The sequence below is a fragment of the Streptomyces sp. NPDC049585 genome, assembly GCF_040675615.1.
Taxonomy (GTDB): Bacteria; Actinomycetota; Actinomycetes; order Streptomycetales; family Streptomycetaceae; genus Streptomyces; species Streptomyces luteosporeus.
Genome location: NZ_JBFAPE010000016.1, coordinates 110,130 through 130,101, shown reverse-complemented (window position 1 = coordinate 130,101; position 19,972 = coordinate 110,130). Strand labels below are relative to the sequence as shown.

At 74.9% G+C, this 19,972-nt stretch carries 21 protein-coding genes and 1 pseudogene; 9 read left to right on the top strand and 13 right to left on the bottom strand.

Annotated elements, in window-relative coordinates; genetic code table 11:
- Positions 1–202: 202 nt before the first annotated feature.
- Entirely contained in the window at positions 203–1,273 is a 1,071-nt protein-coding gene (locus tag AB0K17_RS18570) for a lactonase family protein (protein WP_365983559.1), read from the top strand.
- A gap of 147 nt (positions 1,274–1,420) precedes the next feature.
- On the opposite strand, the gene AB0K17_RS18565 is transcribed toward AB0K17_RS18570, so the two are convergent.
- From AB0K17_RS18565 to AB0K17_RS18550, 4 genes are all read right to left on the bottom strand, one after another.
- The gene (locus tag AB0K17_RS18565) at positions 1,421–2,344 is read right to left on the bottom strand and encodes a hypothetical protein (RefSeq protein WP_365983558.1); all 924 of its coding nucleotides are present in this window, start codon (positions 2,342–2,344) and stop codon (positions 1,421–1,423) included.
- Positions 2,345–2,518: 174 nt separating this feature from the next.
- Positions 2,519–3,508: a BadF/BadG/BcrA/BcrD ATPase family protein gene (locus AB0K17_RS18560; RefSeq protein ID WP_365983557.1), complete on the bottom strand. Its 990-nt coding sequence runs from the start codon at positions 3,506–3,508 to the stop codon at positions 2,519–2,521.
- 34 nt (positions 3,509–3,542) lie between these two features.
- Complete coding sequence (locus tag AB0K17_RS18555) at positions 3,543–4,220, bottom strand: uracil-DNA glycosylase (RefSeq protein ID WP_365965864.1); 678 nt, start codon at positions 4,218–4,220, stop codon at positions 3,543–3,545.
- A gap of 93 nt (positions 4,221–4,313) precedes the next feature.
- Positions 4,314–5,411, bottom strand: coding sequence for an NADH:flavin oxidoreductase/NADH oxidase (locus tag AB0K17_RS18550; protein WP_365965863.1), 1,098 nt, complete (start codon positions 5,409–5,411; stop codon positions 4,314–4,316).
- Between the two features lie 171 nt (positions 5,412–5,582).
- Between AB0K17_RS18550 and AB0K17_RS18545 the strand changes: the two genes are divergently transcribed.
- Both AB0K17_RS18545 and AB0K17_RS18540 read left to right on the top strand, forming a co-directional pair.
- Positions 5,583–6,731: a PP2C family protein-serine/threonine phosphatase gene (locus tag AB0K17_RS18545; protein WP_365965862.1), complete on the top strand. Its 1,149-nt coding sequence runs from the start codon at positions 5,583–5,585 to the stop codon at positions 6,729–6,731.
- A gap of 54 nt (positions 6,732–6,785) precedes the next feature.
- Entirely contained in the window at positions 6,786–7,136 is a 351-nt protein-coding gene (locus tag AB0K17_RS18540; RefSeq protein WP_365983556.1) for an ArsR family transcriptional regulator, read from the top strand.
- On the opposite strand, the gene AB0K17_RS18535 is transcribed toward AB0K17_RS18540, so the two are convergent.
- The 4 genes from AB0K17_RS18535 to AB0K17_RS18520 all read right to left on the bottom strand — a co-directional run bounded on the left by AB0K17_RS18535 (position 7,090) and on the right by AB0K17_RS18520 (position 11,111).
- Positions 7,090–8,460 carry an FAD-dependent oxidoreductase gene (locus AB0K17_RS18535; RefSeq protein ID WP_365983555.1) on the bottom strand — a complete coding sequence of 457 codons (1,371 nt, stop codon included), beginning with the start codon at positions 8,458–8,460 and terminating at the stop codon, positions 7,090–7,092. The genes AB0K17_RS18540 and AB0K17_RS18535 overlap by 47 nt on opposite strands.
- Positions 8,461–8,540: 80 nt before the next feature.
- Complete coding sequence (locus AB0K17_RS18530) at positions 8,541–9,155, bottom strand: helix-turn-helix domain-containing protein (protein ID WP_365965859.1); 615 nt, start codon at positions 9,153–9,155, stop codon at positions 8,541–8,543.
- 169 nt (positions 9,156–9,324) lie between these two features.
- Complete coding sequence (locus AB0K17_RS18525; protein ID WP_365983554.1) at positions 9,325–10,221, bottom strand: undecaprenyl-diphosphate phosphatase; 897 nt, start codon at positions 10,219–10,221, stop codon at positions 9,325–9,327.
- Positions 10,222–10,373: 152 nt separating this feature from the next.
- The gene (locus AB0K17_RS18520; RefSeq protein ID WP_365983553.1) at positions 10,374–11,111 is read right to left on the bottom strand and encodes a TVP38/TMEM64 family protein; all 738 of its coding nucleotides are present in this window, start codon (positions 11,109–11,111) and stop codon (positions 10,374–10,376) included.
- Between the two features lie 119 nt (positions 11,112–11,230).
- Between AB0K17_RS18520 and AB0K17_RS18515 the strand changes: the two genes are divergently transcribed.
- On the top strand, positions 11,231–12,301 hold the full coding sequence (locus AB0K17_RS18515) for a GTP-binding protein (protein WP_365983552.1): 1,071 nt from the start codon (positions 11,231–11,233) through the stop codon (positions 12,299–12,301).
- Between the two features lie 4 nt (positions 12,302–12,305).
- Positions 12,306–13,151, top strand: a complete 846-nt coding sequence (locus AB0K17_RS18510) for a fused MFS/spermidine synthase (RefSeq protein ID WP_365983551.1) — start codon at positions 12,306–12,308, stop codon at positions 13,149–13,151.
- Between the two features lie 10 nt (positions 13,152–13,161).
- Here AB0K17_RS18510 and AB0K17_RS18505 read toward each other — a convergent pair whose 3' ends face one another.
- Complete coding sequence (locus AB0K17_RS18505) at positions 13,162–14,193, bottom strand: hypothetical protein (RefSeq protein ID WP_365983550.1); 1,032 nt, start codon at positions 14,191–14,193, stop codon at positions 13,162–13,164.
- A gap of 86 nt (positions 14,194–14,279) precedes the next feature.
- Between AB0K17_RS18505 and AB0K17_RS18500 the strand changes: the two genes are divergently transcribed.
- The 3 genes from AB0K17_RS18500 (at position 14,280) to AB0K17_RS18490 (ending at position 16,222) form a co-directional block, all read left to right on the top strand.
- Complete coding sequence (locus AB0K17_RS18500; protein WP_365983549.1) at positions 14,280–14,732, top strand: DUF4442 domain-containing protein; 453 nt, start codon at positions 14,280–14,282, stop codon at positions 14,730–14,732.
- Positions 14,733–14,847: 115 nt separating this feature from the next.
- On the top strand, positions 14,848–15,507 hold the full coding sequence (locus tag AB0K17_RS18495) for a DedA family protein (RefSeq protein ID WP_365965851.1): 660 nt from the start codon (positions 14,848–14,850) through the stop codon (positions 15,505–15,507).
- A gap of 184 nt (positions 15,508–15,691) precedes the next feature.
- Complete coding sequence (locus tag AB0K17_RS18490) at positions 15,692–16,222, top strand: gamma carbonic anhydrase family protein (protein WP_365965850.1); 531 nt, start codon at positions 15,692–15,694, stop codon at positions 16,220–16,222.
- Positions 16,223–16,228: 6 nt separating this feature from the next.
- Here the strand turns inward: AB0K17_RS18490 and AB0K17_RS18485 are convergent, their stop codons facing one another.
- The 3 genes and pseudogenes from AB0K17_RS18485 to AB0K17_RS18475 all read right to left on the bottom strand — a co-directional run bounded on the left by AB0K17_RS18485 (position 16,229) and on the right by AB0K17_RS18475 (position 18,751).
- Positions 16,229–16,873: an FAD-dependent monooxygenase gene (locus AB0K17_RS18485; protein WP_365983548.1), complete on the bottom strand. Its 645-nt coding sequence runs from the start codon at positions 16,871–16,873 to the stop codon at positions 16,229–16,231.
- Between the two features lie 79 nt (positions 16,874–16,952).
- A pseudogene (locus AB0K17_RS18480) lies at positions 16,953–17,828 on the bottom strand (FAD-dependent monooxygenase); the annotation flags it as partial.
- Between the two features lie 56 nt (positions 17,829–17,884).
- A complete protein-coding gene (locus AB0K17_RS18475; RefSeq protein WP_365965848.1) occupies positions 17,885–18,751 on the bottom strand; it encodes an EamA family transporter in 867 nt (288 codons plus the stop codon).
- A gap of 109 nt (positions 18,752–18,860) precedes the next feature.
- Here AB0K17_RS18475 and AB0K17_RS18470 point away from each other — a divergent pair, with 109 nt between their 5' ends.
- The gene (locus tag AB0K17_RS18470) at positions 18,861–19,433 is read left to right on the top strand and encodes an XRE family transcriptional regulator (RefSeq protein ID WP_365965847.1); all 573 of its coding nucleotides are present in this window, start codon (positions 18,861–18,863) and stop codon (positions 19,431–19,433) included.
- Between the two features lie 28 nt (positions 19,434–19,461).
- On the opposite strand, the gene AB0K17_RS18465 is transcribed toward AB0K17_RS18470, so the two are convergent.
- Positions 19,462–19,956 (bottom strand): GNAT family N-acetyltransferase, encoded by a 495-nt coding sequence (locus AB0K17_RS18465; protein WP_365965846.1) that lies wholly within the window; start codon positions 19,954–19,956, stop codon positions 19,462–19,464.
- Positions 19,957–19,972 lie beyond the last annotated feature (16 nt).

Here is a 19,972-nt window from a genome sequence, read left to right as displayed (position 1 = left end):
CCGTGCGCCCGATGGCTCAAGAGATGTCCGCGACACTGGGCCATTGGCCCAGTCCTGGCGCCCGGGACCGGGCCGCGGGGCGGCCAACGGTCCACGGCCGCGGCCGGGTGCCGACCCCGGGCCTGTCAGTGGCGGGGTGTAGCGTCGGGGCGACGGACGGTGAGAAGCGGGGGCCAGGAGCCCGGCCGGGGAGGACGACGCCATGACGCACAGCAGCAAGGACGGTACGGGCGGCGGGGCGCGGCGCCGGGCGTACATCGGCTCCTTCACCGAGGCCGGCGGGCCGGGCCTGACGGTCGCCGAGGTGGAGCCGGGAACGGGTGCGCTGAAGGTCGTGCACGCCACCGATGCCGTCGCCAATCCCTCGTATCTCGCCCTGTCGCCCGGCGGCGACGTGCTCTACGCGGTGAGCGAGACGGAGGAGGGCGCGGTCGCCGCGTTCTCCCTCGCCGACCCGGTCCGCCCGGAGCTCCTGGGCGGCCCGGTGCCCGTGCGCGGCGACGGCCCGACCCACCTCGCCGTGGCCGGGGCCCGGCTGCTGACCGCCAACTACGGCTCGGGCAGCGTCAGCGCCCTGCGGATCCGTACGGGCGGCCTGCCGGGCGAGCCGGTGGAGGTCTTCGCGCACCGGGGCTCCGGCCCGGTCGCCGACCGGCAGGCCGGGCCGCACGCCCATTGCGTGGTGCCCGACCCCTCCGGGCGCTGGGTGCTCTCCGCCGACCTCGGCACGGACGCGGTGTGGATCTACGCGCTGGAACCGCCGGCCGGCGCGCCGCGCCCGGCCGGCCGGGCGCCCCTGCGCCCCGGCAGCGGCCCCAGGCACCTGGTGTTCCACCCGCGCGGGGACCGGGCGTACGTCCTGAACGAGCTGGCGCCCACCGTCACGATCTGCCACTGGGACGCCGCCACAGGGACGCTGCGGGCCCTGGACGAGATGCGCGTGGTGCCGCCGGACGCCGGCACCGGTACCTACCCCTCGGCCCCCGTGGTCTCCGCGGACGGCCGCTTCCTGTGGGCGGCCAACCGCGGCGACGACAGCATCGCCACACTCGCTCTGGATGCCTCGGGGGACGCCGCGGTGCTGCGCGGCACCGTGCCGTGCGGCGGTCACTGGCCGCGCGATCTGGGCGCGCACCCCGACGGCGGGGTGCTCTACGCCGCCAACGAGCGCTCGGGCGAGGTGGTCTGGTTCACCGTCGACACGCAGACGGGCATACCGGCCTTCGCCGGATCGGTGGCGGTGGCGGCGGCCTCCTGCGTGGTCGTCGCCTGACGGGCGCCCGGCCGCGCAGCGAAAGCCTTGCCGGAAATGCTGTCGGAAAGCCGCCGGAAACGCCGCCAGGGGCCTTCACGTGAGCGAAGACCCCTGGCGAAAGGCGGCACCGGGCACAGGGCCCGGCCGTGCTTCCCGGCGGGCGCGTCAGCGCGCCGGGGCGGTCGCCGGCGCCGGCTGCGTGCTGATGCCGAGCGTGTCGGCGTACTTGGCGAGGATGAGCCGGCCGATCGCCGGGTACGCGCCGAGCGGCTCGGCCGCCGCGCAGCCGGCCTCCTTCGCGGCCATCTCCGTCAGCGCGCCGTCGACCTCCGGGCCGATCAGGCACGGGGCGAGCGCGAGGTTGCGGGAGCCGGAGCCGCGCAGCTGGTCGGCGGCGCGGGCGACGGCGCCCTCCTCGTCCAGGGCGGCGGCCAGCACCGGCACGGCCAGGCGGGCCGAGAGCAGCATGCCGGTGATGCCCGCGGTCTGCACCGCCTCCTCGCCGCCGATCGTCGCGAGGACGATGCCGTCGGCGGCGGTCGCGACCGTGAAGAGCCGGGCCCGGTCGGCGCGGGCCAGCCCGGCCTCGGACAGCCGGACGTGCAGGGCCTCGGCGAGCAGCGGGTGCGGGCCGAGCGCGTCGGTCAGCTCGCCGGCGCTGCCGCTGCTCATCATCGACTGGCGTATCCGTCGCACCACGGAGCTGTCCGGCCCGGCGAGCAGCGGCACCACCACGGCGTCCGGCGCCTGCGCCCAGGTCTCGGCGGCGTCACCGACGCGGGCGGTGCGCTCGGCCGCAGTGCGGCTAAGGACGGCGTCCAGCGCCGGGAAGTCGCGCTCGTCGGCGTCGGCCGGCGCGTCCAGGTAGCCCACGCGGGCGTCGAGGCCGGGCAGCTCCGAGCGGGCGATGCTCAAGGACTCCTCGGCGATGCGGCGGGTGGTCGTGTCGGGCGTCCCGGGCACGGCCAGCACCAGCGGGGGAGCACCCGCCGGAGCGGTCACCGGCTCCGGTCGCCGGTGTCGTCCAGGCTGGCGGGGACGCGGCATTCGTACAGGCAGGCCGGACGCGGGCCCTGTGGGGGAGCTCATGGCGCCGCATGTTAGCCGTTCATAGGACTCGACCGTTTACGTGGGGGTAAATGAGCAAGGTCTGTCCGCATTTGTTCGGTGCTCTTCGTTGGCTCTTATCATGCGTGCGGAAGTGATCAAAGGGCGACTGTCCGTCAGAGCCAGGCCGTCAGGGCAGGCCGTCAGGACGGTCCGTCAGCGGACGACGCGCAGCAGCGCCCCGTCGGCGGGCAGCATCAGATCGTCCGCGGCCAGCGCCGTGGCCACCCGCAACGCCCCCTGGAGCGGGTCGCCCTGTGCGGCCACCGGCCGGGCGTGCGGCAGTCGCGCCCGCAATTCCTCGTGCACCGGCCCCAGCAGGGGCTCGCCCAGGTGCAACAATCCGCCGGTCAGCGCCACTTCCCGGGCCGGGGGGCCGTCCGGCGGCGGGCAGGCCGCGGCGGCCGCGACGGCGATGTGCCCGGCCGCGGCGCGCAGGATGCCGGCCGCGATCGCGTCCGTCCCGGCGCAGCGGGCCACTTCGGGGGCGAAGGAGGCCAGCACGGCGGGCCGGTCCTGTCGGGGGTAGAGCAGGGCGGGCAGCCCGCAGACCGGGCCGAAGAGCGCTTCGGCCCGCTGCAGCAGTGCGGCTGAGCCGCCGTCACGTCCGTCGAGCGCGCGCATGGCCGCCTCCAGCCCGGCCCGCCCGATCCAGGCGCCGCTCCCGCAGTCGCCCAGCAGGTGCCCCCAGCCGTCGGCGCGCCGCCAGCCCGCGCCCGGCCGCAGGTCGGTGCCGAGCGCGATCAGGCCCGTACCGGCCGCGACCACCACGCCCGGTCGCTGGCCGAGGGCGCCGGCGTAGGCGGTGACGGCGTCGGCGGCGAGCGCGAGTCGTCGTGCGCCGAGTTCGGCGCGCAGGACGCCGGGCAGGACGGCGTGCAGGTCGTCCCCGAGGGTGGCCATGCCGGCGGCGCCCACGCACACGGCGGCGCAGTGCGCCGCGCCGGCGGCCGCGAGCAGGTCCCGGGCGGCCGGCAGTACGCCCTCCAGGAGTCCGGGTGCGTCGATGCCGCGCGGTCCCACGCCGACGGGCACCGGCGAGGACCAGGTCAGCGGCGGGCCGGCGGTCCGCGGGTCGGTCAGGGCGATCCGCAGACCCGAACCGCCCGAGTCGACACCCAGCACCGGACCGGCAGGAAGCGACATGGCGCGCACCTTACAGCCCGCCACCGCCCGGGCGTCAGGGCAGCTGCCAGTCGACCGGCGCCGAACCCTGGCGCACCAGCAGGTCGTTGGCCCGGCTGAAGGGGCGCGAGCCGAAGAAGCCGCGGTCGGCGGACATGGGGGAGGGGTGTGCGGACTCCACGCACGGCACCCCGTCCAGCAGAGGGCGCAGGTTGCGCGCGTCGCGCCCCCACAGCACCGCCACCAGCGGCTTGCCGCGCCCGACCAGGGCCCGGATGGCCTGCTCGGTGACCTCCTCCCAGCCCTTGCCGCGGTGGGCGGCGGGCTTGCGGGGCGCGGTGGTCAGCGCCCTGTTGAGCAGGAGCACGCCCTGCCGCGTCCAGGGGGTGAGGTCGCCGTTGGAGGGCCGGGGCAGGCCGAGATCGGTGTGCAGCTCGCGGAATATGTTCTCCAGGCTGCCCGGCAGCGGGCGGACCTCCGGCGCCACCGAGAAGCTCAGGCCGACGGCGTGCCCGGGGGTGGGGTAGGGGTCCTGACCCACGATCAGCACCCGGACGTCGTCGAACGGTTGCTGGAAGGCGCGCAGCACGTTCGCCCCGGAGGGCAGGTAGGTCCGGCCGGCGGCGATCTCGGCGCGCAGGAAGTCGCCCATCGCGGCGATGCGTCCGGCCACCGGGTCCAGCGCCTTGGCCCAGCCCGGTTCGACGATTTCGTTCAAGGGTCGTGCAGCCACGGCCGGTCACTCTACTGGCTCACCCCGTGATCGCACGAACCCGCACGGTGGCCGCCGGGCGCGGGCCCGGGCGGCCGCCGTGCGGGGCGGTGCTCACACGGCGCGCAGGTACTGGCGGGGCGTGTGCGCCGCGCCGCCGAGCGCTCCGGCCGCGCGCCGGACCCAGTGCGGGTCGCGCAGCAGTTCGCGGCCGAGGAGGACGGCGTCGGCCTCGCCGGCCGCGATGATCTTCTCCGCCTGCTGCGGCTCGGTGATCAGCCCCACCGCACCGACGGGCAGTCCGGTCTCCTCGCGCACCCGCTGGGCGAACGGCACCTGGTAGCCGGGGCCCACGGGGATGCGTGCGTCGGGGACGTTGCCGCCGGTGGAGACGTCCAGGAGGTCCACGCCGTGGGCCCGCAGCTCCCGGGCCAGGCGCACGGTGTCGTCGGCGCTCCAGCCCGGCCGGTCGTCGCCCTCGTCCTCGGCGAGCCAGTCGGTGGCCGAGACGCGGAAGAAGACGGGAAGCTCCTCGGGCCACTCGCCGCGCACCGCGTCGACGACCTCCAGGGCGAGCCGGATGCGGTTGTCGAACGACCCGCCGTACTGATCCGTGCGGTGGTTGCTGTGCGGGGAGAGGAACTCGTGCAGCAGGTAGCCGTGGGCGCCGTGCACCTCGACGACCTCGAAGCCGGCCTCGCGGGCCCGCCGGGCGGCCGCCGCGAAGTCGGCGACCACCTTGCGTATCCCCTCGACCGTCAGCTCCTGCGGCGCGGGGTGGTCGCCGGCGAACGGCACCGGGCTCGGGCCCACCGGCTGCCAGCCGGCCGCCTCGGGGCCCACGGGCCGGCCGCCGCGCCAGGGCACGTCGGTGGACGCCTTGCGGCCGGCGTGGGCGAGCTGGATGCCCGGCACCGTGCCGTGCTCCTTGAGGAAGCCGGTCAGGCGCCGCAGCGCCGCCGTCTGCGTGTCGTTCCACAGCCCCAGGTCGGCCGGGCTGATGCGACCCTCGGGGCTGACGGCGGTGGCCTCCAGCAGGATCAGCCCGGTTCCGCCGGTGGCCCGGGCGGCGTAGTGGGCCAGGTGCCAGTCGTTCGCGGCGCCCGTGTGCTCGCCCGTGGTGTCCGCGCTGTACTGGCACATGGGGGACATCCACGCCCGGTTGGGGACGGTCAGGGACCGCAGGGTGAGGGGCTCGAAGAGGGAACTCAACGTGACTCCGTTCCGCAGACGGCAGCGACGTCCGGCGCTGCGCGCTAAGTACGGCCATCACCGTACTACGGGAATCATCGAAGTACGAATCCTTTCGTATAAGTGCGCCGGTGGGGGCGGCCCGGACGCGCCGGACAGGCGCGCGGCGCGCGGTGAATGTATGCAGGAAACATGCGCCTGCCGCACCACCTGCCCGCACTCCCCGGGCCGCCGCGCCCGCGCCGCGCGCTGCTCGCGGTGCCGCTGGCGTTCATCGTGGTGATCACGGCGGCGGACCTGCTGACGGGTCCGGACATCCACCTCGGCCCGCTGCTGGCGGTCGCCCCGGCGGTCGCCGCCACCCTCGGCGGCCCCCGGCTCACCGCGCTGGTCGGTGCCCTCGCCGTGGCCGCGCAGGTCCTCATCGGAGTCGCCTTCGGCACGCTGACGTCGGCCAACCACGAGGCGCAGGTCATCGCCCTCGTCGTCGTCTCCCTCTCCGTCATGGGCCTGAACTACATGCACGAGCGGCGGGGCAGGGTGCTGGACCAGACCCGCTCGGTGGCCGACGTCGCCCAGCGCGTCCTGCTGCGGCCGATCCCGCCGCGCATGGGGCCGTTGCGCCTGGCCGCGGTGTACGTGGCGGCCGCGGCGCAGGCGCGCATCGGCGGCGACCTGTACGCCGCCGTGCGCACCACCGGCGGCACCCGGGTGATGATCGGGGACGTGCGTGGCAAGGGCCTGACGGCCGTCGGCGACGCCGGGCTGCTGCTGGGCGCCTACCGGGCGGCGGCGCACCGCAACCCGCCCCTGACGCGTCTGGTGGCGCACCTGCACAACACCATCTACTGGGAGCCCTCGGGCGAGCACAACGGGGGCGAGGGGTTCATCACCGCCGTGATCGTCGAGATCCCCGACGGGCGGGAGGAGCTGCTGATGGTCAACTGCGGTCACCCGCCCCCGCTGCGCATCCGCGGGAGTGAGGTGAGCGAGCTGGCGGTGCGCGAGCCGGCCCTGCCTCTGGGGCTCGGCGGCAGCCTGACGGAGAGCGACTACACCGCCGAGGCCTTCCCCTACGAGCGCGGCGACCTGCTGCTGCTCTACACCGACGGGGTCATCGAGACCCGCAGCCCGGAGGGCGTCTTCTACCCCCTGCTCGAACGCGTCGCCGCCTGGCGCGAGCGGGACCCGCAGCGCCTGGTCCAGCGCGTGCACGAGGACCTGCTCGCCCACTCCGGCGGCACGCTGCGCGACGACGTCGCCCTCGTGGCGGTCGAACGCTGCGACGAACGGGGCCGCCGGGGCCCGGGCGCTGCACCCGTCACCCGACGCCTGCGGTAATTACGAGGATCCTCGTACCATGGGGTCCCACCGCCGTACGGGGAAGGACCCGCCATGACCACGCCGACCGGCCGCCCCCTGGCGCACCCGGCCCGGGACGAGATCCGCGTCGAGGGCGTGCTGCACGCGCTGTCCGACCCCCTGCGCCTGCGGATCGTGCGCGCCCTCGCCCACGAGGAAGGGGACCTGTGCTGTTCGGACTTCGAGCTGCCGGTCAGCAAGTCGACGACCACCCACCACTTCCGCGTCCTGCGCGAGAGCGGTGTGATCAACCAGGTCTACCAGGGCACGGCCAAGGTCAACCGGCTGCGCCGGGCCGACCTCGACGCCCTCTTCCCCGGGCTGCTCGACGGCGTCCTCACCGCCCTCGACCACCAGGAGCAGCGGCTCGCCGGGCAGCGCTGAGCAGCCCCGGCCAGTCCTCGATCTTCACCGGGCCGCGGCCCAGGCCCCGCCCGAGCGCCGCCTCGGCCGCCTCGATGCCCAGCCAGCCCGGCCACCGGACCACCTCCGCACCGGCCGCGCGCAGCAGCTCGTGCGGATCGGCGGCCGGGCGGCGCGCCAGCAGGGCCTCGGCGTCGGCCAGCAGCGAGCCCACCGTCTCCTTCGCACACGGCCGGTTGGTGCCGATGACGCCCGTGGGGCCGCGCTTGATCCACCCCGCCACGTACTCCCCGGCCGAGGCCGCCCCCGCGCGCAGCACCCGGCCCTGGTGGTGGGGCACCGTGCCCCGCTCGGCGTCGAAGGGCAGGCCGTCGACCGGCACCCCGCGGTAGCCCACCGACCGCAGCACCAGCTGGGCCTCGATCTCCTCGAACCGCCCGGTGCCCACCACGCCGCCGTTGCCGTCCGGCACCGTCCGCTCGAAGCGCACCGCCCGCACCGCGTCGTCGCCCAGCAGCGCCACCGGTCGCAGGAAGAACCGCAGCCGGATGCTGCGCGCACCGGGCGCCGCGGGGACCTGCGACCACTCCCGCAGCACCTCGACGTTGCGCCGCACGGGCCCCGGCAGCCCCACCGGGTCCGCCCAGGCGGCGTCGAGGGCGGCCTCCTCGGCGTGCACATGCGGCCGGGCGCCGGGCAGGGCGCCCAGTTCGCGCAGCTCCTTGGTGGTGAACCGGGCCTGGGCCGGGCCCCGCCGGGCGACCATGTGCACGTCCCTGACCCGGCTGCCGGCGAGCGCGCGGAGGACGGCCTCGGGGACGTCGGTGGCCCGCAGCTCCGGGGCGCCGCGGGCCAGTATCCGGCTGACGTCGACCGCCACGTTGCCGGCCCCGATCACCACCACGGACCGGGCGCCGAGCACGAACCCGCCGGGCGCCGCGTCGGGATGGGCGCTGTACCAGGAGACGAACTCGGTGGCCGAGAAGCTGCCCGGCAGGTCCTCGCCCTCGATGCCCAGCCGCCGATCGCTCGCCGCACCGACGCAGTAGACGACGGCGTGGTAGGCCTGAAGCAGCCGGCGCGGCGACACCGCGCCCGGGCCCTCGCCCACGGACACGTTGCCCAGGAAGGTCACGCCGGGCATCTCCAGCACGGTGCGCAGGGTGTTCTGCAGCGACTTGATCTTCTCGTGGTCGGGGGCCACGCCGTAGCGGACCAGCCCGTACGGGCAGGGCAGCCGGTCCAGGACGTCCACGGTGACGCCGGGAACGCTGCGCTGCTGCACCAGGGCCTGGGCCGTGTAGACCCCGCTGGGACCCGATCCGACGACTGCGACGCGAAGCACGGCGGCTCCTTCCGCTTTCGAGCCCCCAGGATCGCACTCCCCGGCGCACGAGGGCAGATGCCCTGGCGCGCCGGGAGTGTTCACACCCCCGTCGGCGGCGGGTCGCCGGGCGGGAAGCCGAGCTCCCAGGGCAGGCCGTAGCGCTGGAAGAGCTCGACGCGCAACCGGTCGGTGGGCATCGGCATGCCCGGCACCAGGACCGCCACCACCGCCCCCATCATCAGGGCCCGCAGCATCCGGTAGTCGGCCTCGGGGTCGGCGGAGCCGAACTCGGCCATCGTCTCCTGCAACAGGGAGGACAGGCGCTGCTGGTCGGGGCAGCGGATGAAGGTCTCCGTCATCAGGATGTTGGCCATGTGCTGGCGCATCAGTCGCGGATGCTTGCGCGTGAGGTCGAGGATCGCGTCGATGGCCCGGGCGAGCTGCTCCCGCCCGTCGCACGGCAGCGGAGTGCGCGCGTAGTAGGCGTCGATCTCCAGGTGCATCAGCCGGTGCACGGCCGACTGCAGCAGCTGGCGCTTGCCCGGGAAGTAGTACGAGATCAGCCCGCGCGCCGCACCGGCGCGGTCCGCGACGTCCCCGAGGGTCGTCTCCTCGAAGCCGCGCTCGTCGACCAGCTCGGCGGTGGCCTGCAGCAGTCGTTCGCGCGATCGCCGGCGCAACTCCTCGTTCACCGCTGGGCTGCGCGGGCACATGCAATTAACTCCTGTGTTGGCTGGCTCCCAGCCAGTATACTTGGCGCTGCGTCACGTTGTCCTCTGTGCTGCACGGAGGACGGCTGCGCCGCCGGCGCCGGGTCATGCGGGGGATGATCCGGCGCCGGCGGCCTTTTGAGGTCCCGTCAGTCGAAGAAGTCGCCGCAGGTCAGCCGGCGGAGCCGCCCGCGTGCGGGCCGAGGACGCCCGCCCCCACGAGGGCGAGGAGCAACAGGCCCAGCAGGATGCGGTAGACGACGAACGGCAGGAAGCTCCTGCTGGAGATGAACCGCATGAACCACGCGATGACGGCGTAGCCGACCCCGAAGGCCACCACCGTGGCCAGGGCGGTGGGCCCCCACGCCGTGTGCCCCTCGCCCGCGTCCTTCAGTTCGAACAGGCCGGAGGCGAGCACCGCCGGGATCGCCAGCAGGAACGAGTAACGGGCCGCGGCCTCGCGGGAGTAGCCGAGGAACAGACCGCCGCTGATCGTCGCGCCCGAGCGCGAGACCCCGGGGATCAGGGCCATGGCCTGGCACAGGCCGAAGACCAGCCCGTCCCTGGCGTCGAGTTCGGCCAGCCCCTTGCGTCGCCGCACCGCCCGGTGCCGGCCGCCGGCCCGCTCGTGCGCACCCGGGCGGTGCTCGTCGCGCGCGGCCGACCGGTCCGCCGCGCCCAGCACGACGCCCATCACCACCAAGGTCGTCGCGATCAGCCGCAGGTCCCGGAAGGGGCCCTCGATCGCGTCCTTGAGCAGCAGGCCCAGTACGCCGATCGGCAGCGAGCCCACGATCACCAGCCAGCCCGTCCGGGCGTCCTGGTCGCGGCGCATCGCCGGATCGCGCAGCGAGCGGAACCACGCGGCGAGGATGCGGCCGATGTCCCGGCGGAAGTACAGGATCACCGCGGCCTCCGTGCCGATCTGCGTGACCGCGGTGAAGGCCGCCCCCGGGTCCGACCAGTGGGCGAACGCCGCGGTCAGCCGCAGGTGGGCACTGGAGGAGACGGGCAGGAACTCGGTGAGGCCCTGGACGAGCCCGAGAAGGAAGGATTCGAACCAGCTCATGAACGTCGCGCCCACCCCAGCGTCCTCGACCGGGCATGATCCGCCGCCGGTCCACCGGCCGGTACGTTCTCACGGATCAGCGAACGCTTTGACGTAATACGGGCTGGTGTACGAAGAGTTCATGGGCCGTACCGGCGGGGTACGGCCGGGGTTCACCCCACGCCGCGCTCGGCGCGGCGGCGGGCCAGGGCGGCCCGCAGCGTACGCGGCCGGCGCCGCCAGGCCACCGCGACGGCCGCCGCGCCCGTGACCGCGATGAAGCCCGTCGCGGCCAGGAACACCGGCGAGGTGGGCGAGGTGGCGTGGCTCCCGGCGACGACGTAGGCCGCCGTGTTCGGCACGCTGCCCACCGCCGTCGCCAGCAGGAACGGCAGCCAGCCCATGCGCGAGACGGACGCGAGGTAGTTCATCGCCGCGAACGGCAGCCCGGGCAGCAGCCGCAACGCCAGCATCGAGCGGAAGCCGTGCCGGCTCAGCTGCCGGTCGGCGGCCCTGAGCCACTTCCCCCGCAGCAGCGGACGCAGCGCCTCCTGCCCCAGCAGCCGGCCCAGCCCGAACGACAGGGCCGAGCCCAGCACCGTCCCCACCAGCGCCGCCGCCGTGCCCACCGGGCCGCCGAAGAGGGCACCCGCCGCGACGTTGAGTACCGGGCGCGGCACGAACGCCGCCGTGCACAGCCCGTACGCCACGGCGAAGAGCACCGGGGCCGCGCCGCCCGACAGCTGGGCCGGCCAGCCGTCGGCGAGGATCCGCTCCGGACGGCACAGCAGCACGGCCGCGACCGCACCGCCGAGCAGCACGACGAGCAGCCCCAGCCGGAACCAGGGGGACAGCAGCGCACGGACGCAGCGCTCGGCGGGCCCGGGGGACGGCACGGCGGTATCGAGCATCGAAGGAGCGTAACCGACGCCCGCGGCCCCGGGCGGCGAAAACCGTTCGACGGGCCGCAGCCGGTGCGCGAGCATCGAGACGGTGCGAGGCGCCGGGACACCGCGCACCGGAAGGAGCCATGCCCGAACCGGCCTACGCCCGCACCAAACCGCACCTGACCATCGCAACCCTCGGCCACCGCGGTCACGGCAAGACCACGCTCACCGCCGCCCTGGCCCACCTGCTCGGTGCCCCCGCGCCCTTCGGCGCGCCGTACGTGGAGTACGAGACGGGCACCCGCCACTACGCCCACGCCGACCTGCCCGGCCGGCCCCGCCGCCTGCCCGCCCTGATCGCCGGCCTGTGGGGGCTCGACGGCGCGCTGCTGGTCGTCTCGGCGCACGACGGCGTCACCCCGTCCACCGCCGAGCACCTGCTGCTGGCCCGCACCGCCGGCGTCCACCACGTCGTCGTCGCCCTGACCCGGGCCGCGAGCGCCGGGCACGCCCGCAGCGCCCGCGCCGAAGCGGGGGTGCGCGAGCTGCTCGCCGCCCACGGGGGCGGGCACGTCCCCGTCGTACGGGTCGACGCGCGGGCCGCCCTGGCCGGCGACCCGCGCTGGCGCGCGGCGCTGGAGGCGCTCGTCGACGCCGTCGACACGTATGTGCCCACGCCGGTGCGGTACGCCGATGCGCCCTTCCTGCTCCCGCTCTCCCACGTGCGGCACCTGCCCGGTGGCGCGACGGCCGTTACCGGCACCGTCGAACGCGGCACGCTCCGGCCGGGGGAGCGCGTGGAGCTGCCCGGCGCGGGCGCGAGCGCCACCGCCGCGGAGCTGCGCACCTTCGGCCGCCTCATGGACGGGGCCGAACCCGGCGACAGGCTCACCCTGCTGCTGACCGGCCCCGGCGCCCGGGCGGCGCTCCGCGGCGACGTGGTGACCGCCCCGGGCGGCATCACCCCGCTGCGGCGCTTCCGCGCCCACGTGGCCCTGTCCGCCGGCGTCGGCGCCGGCCAGGCGCTCCGCTTCCACCTGCGCACCGCCGAGGCGGTCGGCACGCTCGTGCAGCCACCGGGGGCGGCCACCTCGACCGTCGAACTCGACCGGGCCGTGGCCCTCACCCGGGGCCTGCCGTTCGCCGTGCGCCGGGACGGGCGCACGGTGGGCACCGGGGTGGTCACCGGCCCCTTGCCGGCCGGGGGACAATGAACGGATGGCCGAACCCGTACCCGTGACCCGCGACGTCGACCTGGGCACCGCCAAGCTGCTGCCCGACGTGGACCGGGACCGGGCCTGGCTGCTGACCATGGACGGCGCGCCCCAGTCGTACGTCGACCTGGACGAGCCCACCCACCTGGAGTTCGAGTACGCACGGCGGGTCGCCCACGTCCTCGACGCCGTCGCCGCCCCGGGTCTGCCGCTCGACGTGCTGCACCTGGGCGGCGGTGCCCTGACGCTGCCCCGCTACACCGCCGCCACCCGCCCCGGCTCACGCCAGCGCGTGATCGAGGCGGACCGCGGTCTGATCGAGCTCGTCGCCGAGCACCTCCCGCTGCCGGCCGGCAGCGGGATCGAGGTGTGCGCCGGCGACGCCCGGGCGGCACTGGAGGCGGCCCCGGCCGGTTCGGCCGACGTCGTCGTCGCCGACGTCTTCGGCGGCTCGCGGGTGCCCGCGCACCTGACCTCGGTCGCGTACGCGCGCGCCGCCGCCCGGGTGCTGCGCCCGGGCGGCCACTACGTGGCCAACCTCGCCGACGGGGCGCCGTTCGCCTTCCTGCGCTCCCAGGTCGCCACGTTCGCGGCGGTCTTCCCGCACCTGTGCCTGATCGCCGAGGCGCCGATGCTGCGCGGGCGGCGCTTCGGCAACGCCGTGCTCGTCGCCGCCCGCACCGAGCTGCCGGTGGCGGCCCTCTCCCGCCGGGCCGCCGCCGACGCCTTCCCGGCACGGGTGGAGCACGGGACGGCGCTCGAACGTTTCACCGCCGACGCGCACCCGGTCACCGACGCCGAGGCGACCGCCTCGCCGGAGCCGCCGGGCGGCACGTTCAGCATCGGCTGAAGCAGGCCGCTCAGGACGAGGTCAGCGGCCGCAGCGTGCTCATGATCTTCTTGATGGTCTCGTCGGGCACCTCGTTGTCCTTGCCCTTGACGCCCGAGAAGATCCACGTCTGGAAGTCGCCGTTGGCGTCCTTGTAGGCCACCGAGAACGCCTTGCCGTCACTGGAGCACTTGTTGCCCTTGGGCACGTTGTTGGCGGACGTGGTGGCAGTGAAGCCCGTGATGCCGTGGTCGCTGGTGAACGGCTGGGCCTTGCCGATGTCGAACTTGCCCTTCTTCTCCTGGTCGAACATCGCCCAGGCCCAGCTGGCGGCGGAGTTCTCGGCGGCCTCCTGCAGATTCTTGGCGCCCTGTGCGCCCTTGGCCCCGGTGATGGCGGCCGAGTACGTCTCGTCGTAGCCCTTGTCGTTCTTCACGACGCACTGCTCGCGCTGGAAGTAGGCCGGCGAGGACATCGCCTCGGCCAGCTTGCCCTCCTTGCGGCCCGCCTCCGAGGTGTCGGGGATGGTCACGCCCGAACCCGTCGTGGCCACGTCCCAGTCGGCCGGCACGTCGTAGGCCACATGGCGCTTGGGGTTGACGACGACCTTCCAGCCGGCGATCACCGGCTTGGCGTCGCTGCCGCCCGCCCGCGGGTTGTTGCCGGGCGCCGCGCTGGACGGCGCCGCGGACGGGGCGCTCGCCGAGGGCGAGGCGTCCTTCGCGGCCGGCACCGGGTCCTTGCCCTTGTCGTCGTCCTTCAGCACGACCACCCCGGTGATCACGGCCGCGGCGACCACCGCCACCGCCGCGCCGACCGCGATCACGGTGGTGCGCCGGCCCCGGCCGCCGTCCGGCGGGGGAGTGGCCGGCATGCCCGGTGCCGGCCACTGCGGGACGGTGGGCTGTTGCTGTGCGTAGGGGTTGGGCTGGGGAGGGCCCGCCTGCGGGGGCGCGGGCTGCTGGTAGGGGTTGGGGTATCCGTACCCGGGCTGCTGGTGCGGGTTGCCCTGGGGATCCTGCGGGTTCTGCGCTCCGCCGGGCTGCTGCTGTCCTGGCCACATGGCCGACAACCATATAGAGGGCCCGGGAACCCCGGGTAACCGGCGGCCCCTTCCCGACCGGGCTACTGGCTGGTAACTTTCGCGGCATGTCACAGAGCCCGACTTCGACCGGCGACCTCCTCGCGGCCACCGTGCCCATGGTCCGCACCCTGAACCTGGAGTTCGAGGAGACCGGCGCCGAACGCGCCGTGCTGCGCCTGCCCGACCAGCCCGCGTACCACAACCACGTCGGCGGCCCGCACGCCGGCGCCATGTTCACCCTCGCCGAGTCCGCCAGCGGCGCCATCGTGCTCGCCGCCTTCGGCGACCAGCTCGGCCGGGCCACGCCGCTGGCCGTGCGCTCCGAGATCGCCTACAAGAAGCTCGCCATGGGCCCGGTCACCGCCACCGCCGAGCTTGGCCGCCCCGCCGCCGAGATCCTCGCCGAGCTCGACGCCGGAGCGCGCCCCGAGTTCCCCGTCCGCGTCTCGATCACGCGCGAGGACGGCGCGGAGACCGGCGAGATGACCATCTGGTGGACCCTGCGCCCGAACAAGTAGCCGCCCCGGCTCAACCGCGCGGGCCTTTGGAGAGTCCTTACTCCAGTAGGCTTCCCGGCGTGCGCCCCGCGGCGCACGCCGGGCAGCAGGTTGTCGTACGGGGAAGGAACCGGCGTTGCACATCCAGGAGTGGCTCGAGACGGTACCGGCCATCGCCGTCTACCTCATGGTGGGCGGGGTCATCGGGCTGGAGAGCCTGGGCATCCCGCTCCCCGGTGAGATCGTGCTCGTCAGCGCCACGCTGCTGGCCGCCTCCCAGGACCACATCAACCCCTACGTCCTGGGTGCCTGCGCCGTCGCCGGTGCCATCGTCGGTGACTCGATCGGCTACCTGATCGGCCGCAAGGGCGGCAAGCCGCTGCTGGAGTGGCTCGGCCGCAGGTTCCCCAAGCACTTCGGGCCCCACCACGTGGCCACCGCCGAGCGGTCCTTCCACAAGTGGGGCATGTGGGCCGTCTTCGTGGGCCGCTTCATCGCCCTGCTGCGCATCTTCGCCGGCCCGCTGGCCGGTGTGCTGAAGATGCCGTACTGGAAGTTCCTCATCGCCAACGTCCTCGGCGGCATCGTCTGGGCCGGCGGCACGGTCGCCGTCATCTACACCGTGGGCAAGGTCGCCGAGGAGTGGCTCAAGCGCTTCTCCTGGCTGGGCCTGGTGGCCGCCCTGCTCTTCGGTCTGGGCTCGTTCGTCGTGATGCGCATCCGCGCCAAGAAGACCGCGGCGGCCCAGGAGGCCGCGCAGCCCGCCGAGGCCGAGGCGGTCGCCGCCGCCGAGTGACGGCCCGCCGGCCGCGTACGACGAGGGCCCCCGGCGCAGCAAGCGCCGGGGGCCCTCGCTGTACGGCTGCAAGTCGTACGGCTGCGAGTCCTACGCCTGTGATCTGTGCCGCACCCTCCGGCGCCCCGGCGCGGTGTCGCATACGGTGCGCAGTGGATCGACCGGTGCGCGGCGAGGAGCGGACATGGCGCAGCAGGCATTGATCAGGGGCGTGGCCGGCAAGGAGCCGCGCGTGGACGCGAGTGCGTTCACCGCGCCGACCTCCGTCGTCCTCGGCGACGTCACCCTCGGCCCGGGGGCGAGCGTGTGGTATCACGCGGTGCTGCGCGCCGACTGCGGCCCCGTCGTGCTGGGCGCCGGCAGCAACATCCAGGACAACTGCACCGTCCACGTCGACCCCGGCTTCCCCGTTACCGTGGGCGAGCGCGTGACGGTCGGGCACAACGCCGTCCTGCACGGCTGCACGGTGGAGGACGACGTGCTGATCGGCATGGGCGCGACCGTCCTCAACGGCGCCCGCATCGGCGCCGGTTCGCTGGTGGCCGCGCAGGCGCTCGTGCCGCAGGGCATGCAGGTGCCGCCGGGCTCGCTGGTCGCGGGCGTGCCGGCCAAGGTCCGGCGGGAGCTGACCGAGGAGGAGCGCGCGCACATCCGCCTCAACGCCGAGATGTACACGGGCCTGGCCGCAGCCCACCGTGAGGCCATGGAGGGCTGAGCGCCGTCAGGGCGTCGTCACGCCGGTGATGCGGGTCAGAGCGTGCCGGAGGGCAGTGTTGCGCTCGGGGCCCTCGCGCCAGCGGGCGCCGATGTGGCCGTCGGGCCGGACGAGCAGGGCTCCGTGCGGACCGAGGTCGCAGGGGCCGGTGTGGGCGGCGGGAAGCGCCTCGACGCGCAGTGGCCACGGTCCGGTGGCGGGGTGCGCCCACCGGGCGGGGTCCGGAGTGAACAGGGTGAACCACGGGCCGCAGGCGTCGAGCGTGGAGCGGCCGGGCGCGAGCCACAGGTGCGGCATGCGGTGGCCGGGGTGCGGGGTGGGGACGTAGTCGGTGCCCGTGCCGGGTGGCTCGGGCGGGGCGTCGGCGCCGGGCAGGACCGCCCCGGAGCGGTAGGCGACGCCGAGCACGAGACCGAGCTGGGCGAAGTACTCCTTCGACCAGGGCAGTTCCACCCGGTCCGGTGCCGGCTCGCCCCGCCGGCGCTGCTCGGCGCGCCGGTTCTGCACATCGACCAGGAGCCGGGTGTTGGCCACCGTCTGCCGCAGGGTCCGGTGGGCGACGGGTTCCCGTTCCTCCCCGTAGGTCTCCGGCAGGGCCGGGCCGGCCCACCCGTGGACGGCGCCCGCCAGTTTCCAGCACAGGTTGTGCACGTCGCCGAGGCCGGTGTTTCATGCCCAGGCCGCCGACGATCGGCATGGCGTGCGCGGCGTCGCCGGCCAGCAGGACGCGGCCGTGGGCGAAGCGGGCGGCGACGAACGCGTTCATCACCCAGTGCTGCACCCGCACCACCTCGGCCCGCACCCCCGCGCCGGTACCGAGGGCCTGCGAGAGGAGGGCGGGCCAGTCGGCGCGCCTGCCGTCCTCGGGCGTGGGGACGAACCAGGCCCAGCCGCCCTCGGGGTGGAGCGGGGCGAGCATGCCGTGCGCGGTGAAGTACACCCCGGCGGGCCGGCCGGCGGTCCAGCGGCCGAGGTCGGCGTCGAAGACGACCGTGGTGAACTTCCCCAGTGCCCCGGGGCCGGTGGTGCCGGTGCCCAGCAACTGCCGGACGGTGGAGCCCGCGCCGTCCGCGGCCAGGACGTACCGGGCCCGCACGCGCGTCCCGCCGCCGCGCCGGTGGTCGGCGAGGGCGGCCACGACGCCGTCGTCGTCCTCGCTCAGGCCGGTGAGCTCGACCCCGAACCGTACGGGCGCGTCCGCCGCGGCGAGCAGGAGGGGCTCCAGCCGGTCCTGCGAGGTGACGACGCCCCGCACGGGGCTCTCGGGCACCGGGGCGTCGATGCCGACCATGGCCGCGGTGGCGAAGTCGCGGCCGTCCAGGGTGTCCCGGAAGCGGATGCGGCCGTATTCCGGCGGAAAGGCCCCGGCCGTGATCGCCGCGGCGAGGCCGAGGTGGCGGAAGATCTCCATCGAGCGCACGTTGACCAGCCGGGAGCGGGGGAACGGCGAGAGTGCGTCCCGCTTTTCCACCAGCAGCGTCGGCACGCCCCAGCGCTCCAGCAGGGCGCGGGCGGTGAGCCCGACCGGGCCGCCGCCGACGATCAGTACGGCCGTCCCGGGCTCCTCGCGCCCGGGACCGCCGCCCGAGCCGGCCCGACCCGTCATGGGATCACTCTGGCGCCCCCGCCGGCCGGCCGCAACGGAAAGCGGGCGGGCCGGCGTCAGCCCGTTGCGAGGAGCACGGTGCCCACCAGGGCCAGGCCCGCACCCGCGGCCTGCACCGTGCGCAGCCGCTCGCTGAGGAAGCCGCGCGCGGCCAGCGCGGTGACCACCGGGTACAGCGAGGCGAGCACGGCCGCGACGGTCACGGGCCCGCTGTGCGCGGCGATGCTGTAGGTGCCGTTGGCGGCGACGTCGGCCAGTCCCACGAAGGCGAGGGCGGGCAGCGCCCCGCGCAGCGCGCTCCGGCCGCCTTCGGGCAGGGCGGGGGAGCCGCGGCGCACGGAGGCGTACAGGGCGCCGGCGCCGACGACCACGTTGCACAGGCGCTGGACGAACAGGGCGAGGAAAAGCCCCGTCAGGTTGTGCGAGGCCTCGGCGATCAGGGCCATCACGGAGCCGAAGCCGAAGGCGGCGACGAGGGTGAGCACGAGGGTCTGCCGCTGGACGGGCGCCCCGCCGAGGCCGGGGCCGCTGGCGAGGACGACGCCGGCGACCGCCACCACGATGCCCGCGAGCTGCAGCAGGCCGGGCCGTTCGCCGAGGACCAGGCCCACGCCGACGGGGACGGCGACGCCGCCGAGCGCCCCGAGGGGGGAGACCACGCCCATGGGGCCGAGCGCCAGGGCCCGGTAGAAGGCGAGCATGGCGGCGGGGCCGACCACGCCGGCCGCGACCGCGTACCACAGCTGGGGTCCGGCCTCGGACCAGCCGCCGGTGCCCACCACGATCGCGCCCAGTGCGACGACGGCAAGCAGCTGCGAGACCAGGACCACGGTCAGCGCGGGCATGCGCCGGGTCAGCAGCCCTCCGCCGAAGTCGGCCAGCCCCCACATCAGGCTGGTGAGCAGGGCGAAGACCGGTGTCATGGGGAAGACCTCGCAGTACAGTGTGATGGACGGTGGCGTCCACGACACCGTAGTGCATGAGACTGAACTTCTTGAAACATTATTTTCGACGGGATGAACGGGACGCATCGTGACGGACCTCGACCAGCTCACGCAATCGCTCGCCCGCAACCTCAAGCACTGGCGTGCCGAGCGGCACTTCACGCTCGACGCCCTCGCCGCCCGCTCGGGCGTCAGCCGCGGCATGATCATCCAGATCGAGCAGGCCCGGACCAACCCCAGCGTCGGCACCACGGTCAAGCTGGCCGACGCGCTCGGCGTGAGCATCACCACCCTCCTCGACTACGAGCAGGGCGCCCGCGTGCGCCTCGTCCACCGCGAGCAGGCGGTGCGCATGTGGTCCACCGAGGCCGGCAGCCACACCTCCCTGCTCGTGGGCACCGACGCCCGCGGACCGCTGGAGCTGTGGGACTGGCGCATCATGCCCGGCGACAGCAGCGTCTCCGACGCCCATCCGGCCGGTACCGTCGAGCTGCTGCGCGTCACCGCGGGCGAGCTCACCCTCGTCGTCGACGGCGAGGAACACCTCCTGCCGGCCGGCACGTCCGCCACCTTCGAGGCCAACGTGCCCCACGTCTACCGCAACGCGGGCACCGAACCGGTCGAGATGACCATGGCCGTCGCCGTCCCGCCCGCCCGCTGACCGCTCCACCCGGGCGGGCAGGCGCCGCTCAGGGCCGCACCGGGCGCCGGGAGACGTCGAGCGACAGGGCGAGCGAGTGCTCGGCGAACCCCAGGCTCCGGTAGAGCGCCTCGGCGTCCGGCGTCGCGTGCAGGTCCACACGCGTGACGCCCCGCTCGGCGAACCAGCCGAGCAGCGCCTCGGTCGTCGCCCGGGCGTACCCCCGGCCCCGGTACCGCGCGTCCGTGGAGACCGTGAAGACGAAACCGAAGCGCCCGGTGGGATGACCGGGCGCCGGCAGCCGCTCCTCCAGCCGCCCCACCGCGCACGCCGCCAGATGCGCGGGCCCCTCGCCGGGGACGCCGTCCACGACGAACGCCCCGAGGACCGGCTGCGCGGCCGCCAACTGCTCCCGGGCGATCCGCTCGGCCTCCCGCTCCCAGGGACCGGGCGCGTCATGGCCGTCCATCGCGGCGAACATCAGCCGGCGCAACCGTACGATCTCGGCGGCGTCCTCGGGACCCGCCGGGCGTGTGGTGATCATGAAGGGACGCTAACGC

What these genes read in the sequence shown, in the direction of transcription:
- AB0K17_RS18545 (WP_365965862.1), top strand. Translation starts at nt 5,583, where the DNA reads ATGCGCCTGCCGCACCACCTGCCCGCACTCCCCGGGCCGCCGCGCCCG.
- AB0K17_RS18540 (WP_365983556.1), top strand. Translation starts at nt 6,786, where the DNA reads ATGACCACGCCGACCGGCCGCCCCCTGGCGCACCCGGCCCGGGACGAG.
- AB0K17_RS18500 (WP_365983549.1), top strand. Translation starts at nt 14,280, where the DNA reads ATGTCACAGAGCCCGACTTCGACCGGCGACCTCCTCGCGGCCACCGTG.
- AB0K17_RS18525 (WP_365983554.1), bottom strand. Translation starts at nt 10,221, where the DNA reads ATGAGCTGGTTCGAATCCTTCCTTCTCGGGCTCGTCCAGGGCCTCACC.
- AB0K17_RS18490 (WP_365965850.1), top strand. Translation starts at nt 15,692, where the DNA reads ATGGCGCAGCAGGCATTGATCAGGGGCGTGGCCGGCAAGGAGCCGCGC.
- AB0K17_RS18530 (WP_365965859.1), bottom strand. Translation starts at nt 9,155, where the DNA reads ATGTGCCCGCGCAGCCCAGCGGTGAACGAGGAGTTGCGCCGGCGATCG.
- AB0K17_RS18505 (WP_365983550.1), bottom strand. Translation starts at nt 14,193, where the DNA reads ATGTGGCCAGGACAGCAGCAGCCCGGCGGAGCGCAGAACCCGCAGGAT.
- AB0K17_RS18560 (WP_365983557.1), bottom strand. Translation starts at nt 3,508, where the DNA reads ATGTCGCTTCCTGCCGGTCCGGTGCTGGGTGTCGACTCGGGCGGTTCG.
- AB0K17_RS18515 (WP_365983552.1), top strand. Translation starts at nt 11,231, where the DNA reads ATGCCCGAACCGGCCTACGCCCGCACCAAACCGCACCTGACCATCGCA.
- AB0K17_RS18520 (WP_365983553.1), bottom strand. Translation starts at nt 11,111, where the DNA reads ATGCTCGATACCGCCGTGCCGTCCCCCGGGCCCGCCGAGCGCTGCGTC.
- AB0K17_RS18475 (WP_365965848.1), bottom strand. Translation starts at nt 18,751, where the DNA reads ATGACACCGGTCTTCGCCCTGCTCACCAGCCTGATGTGGGGGCTGGCC.
- AB0K17_RS18565 (WP_365983558.1), bottom strand. Translation starts at nt 2,344, where the DNA reads ATGAGCTCCCCCACAGGGCCCGCGTCCGGCCTGCCTGTACGAATGCCG.
- AB0K17_RS18510 (WP_365983551.1), top strand. Translation starts at nt 12,306, where the DNA reads ATGGCCGAACCCGTACCCGTGACCCGCGACGTCGACCTGGGCACCGCC.
- AB0K17_RS18570 (WP_365983559.1), top strand. Translation starts at nt 203, where the DNA reads ATGACGCACAGCAGCAAGGACGGTACGGGCGGCGGGGCGCGGCGCCGG.
- AB0K17_RS18465 (WP_365965846.1), bottom strand. Translation starts at nt 19,956, where the DNA reads ATGATCACCACACGCCCGGCGGGTCCCGAGGACGCCGCCGAGATCGTA.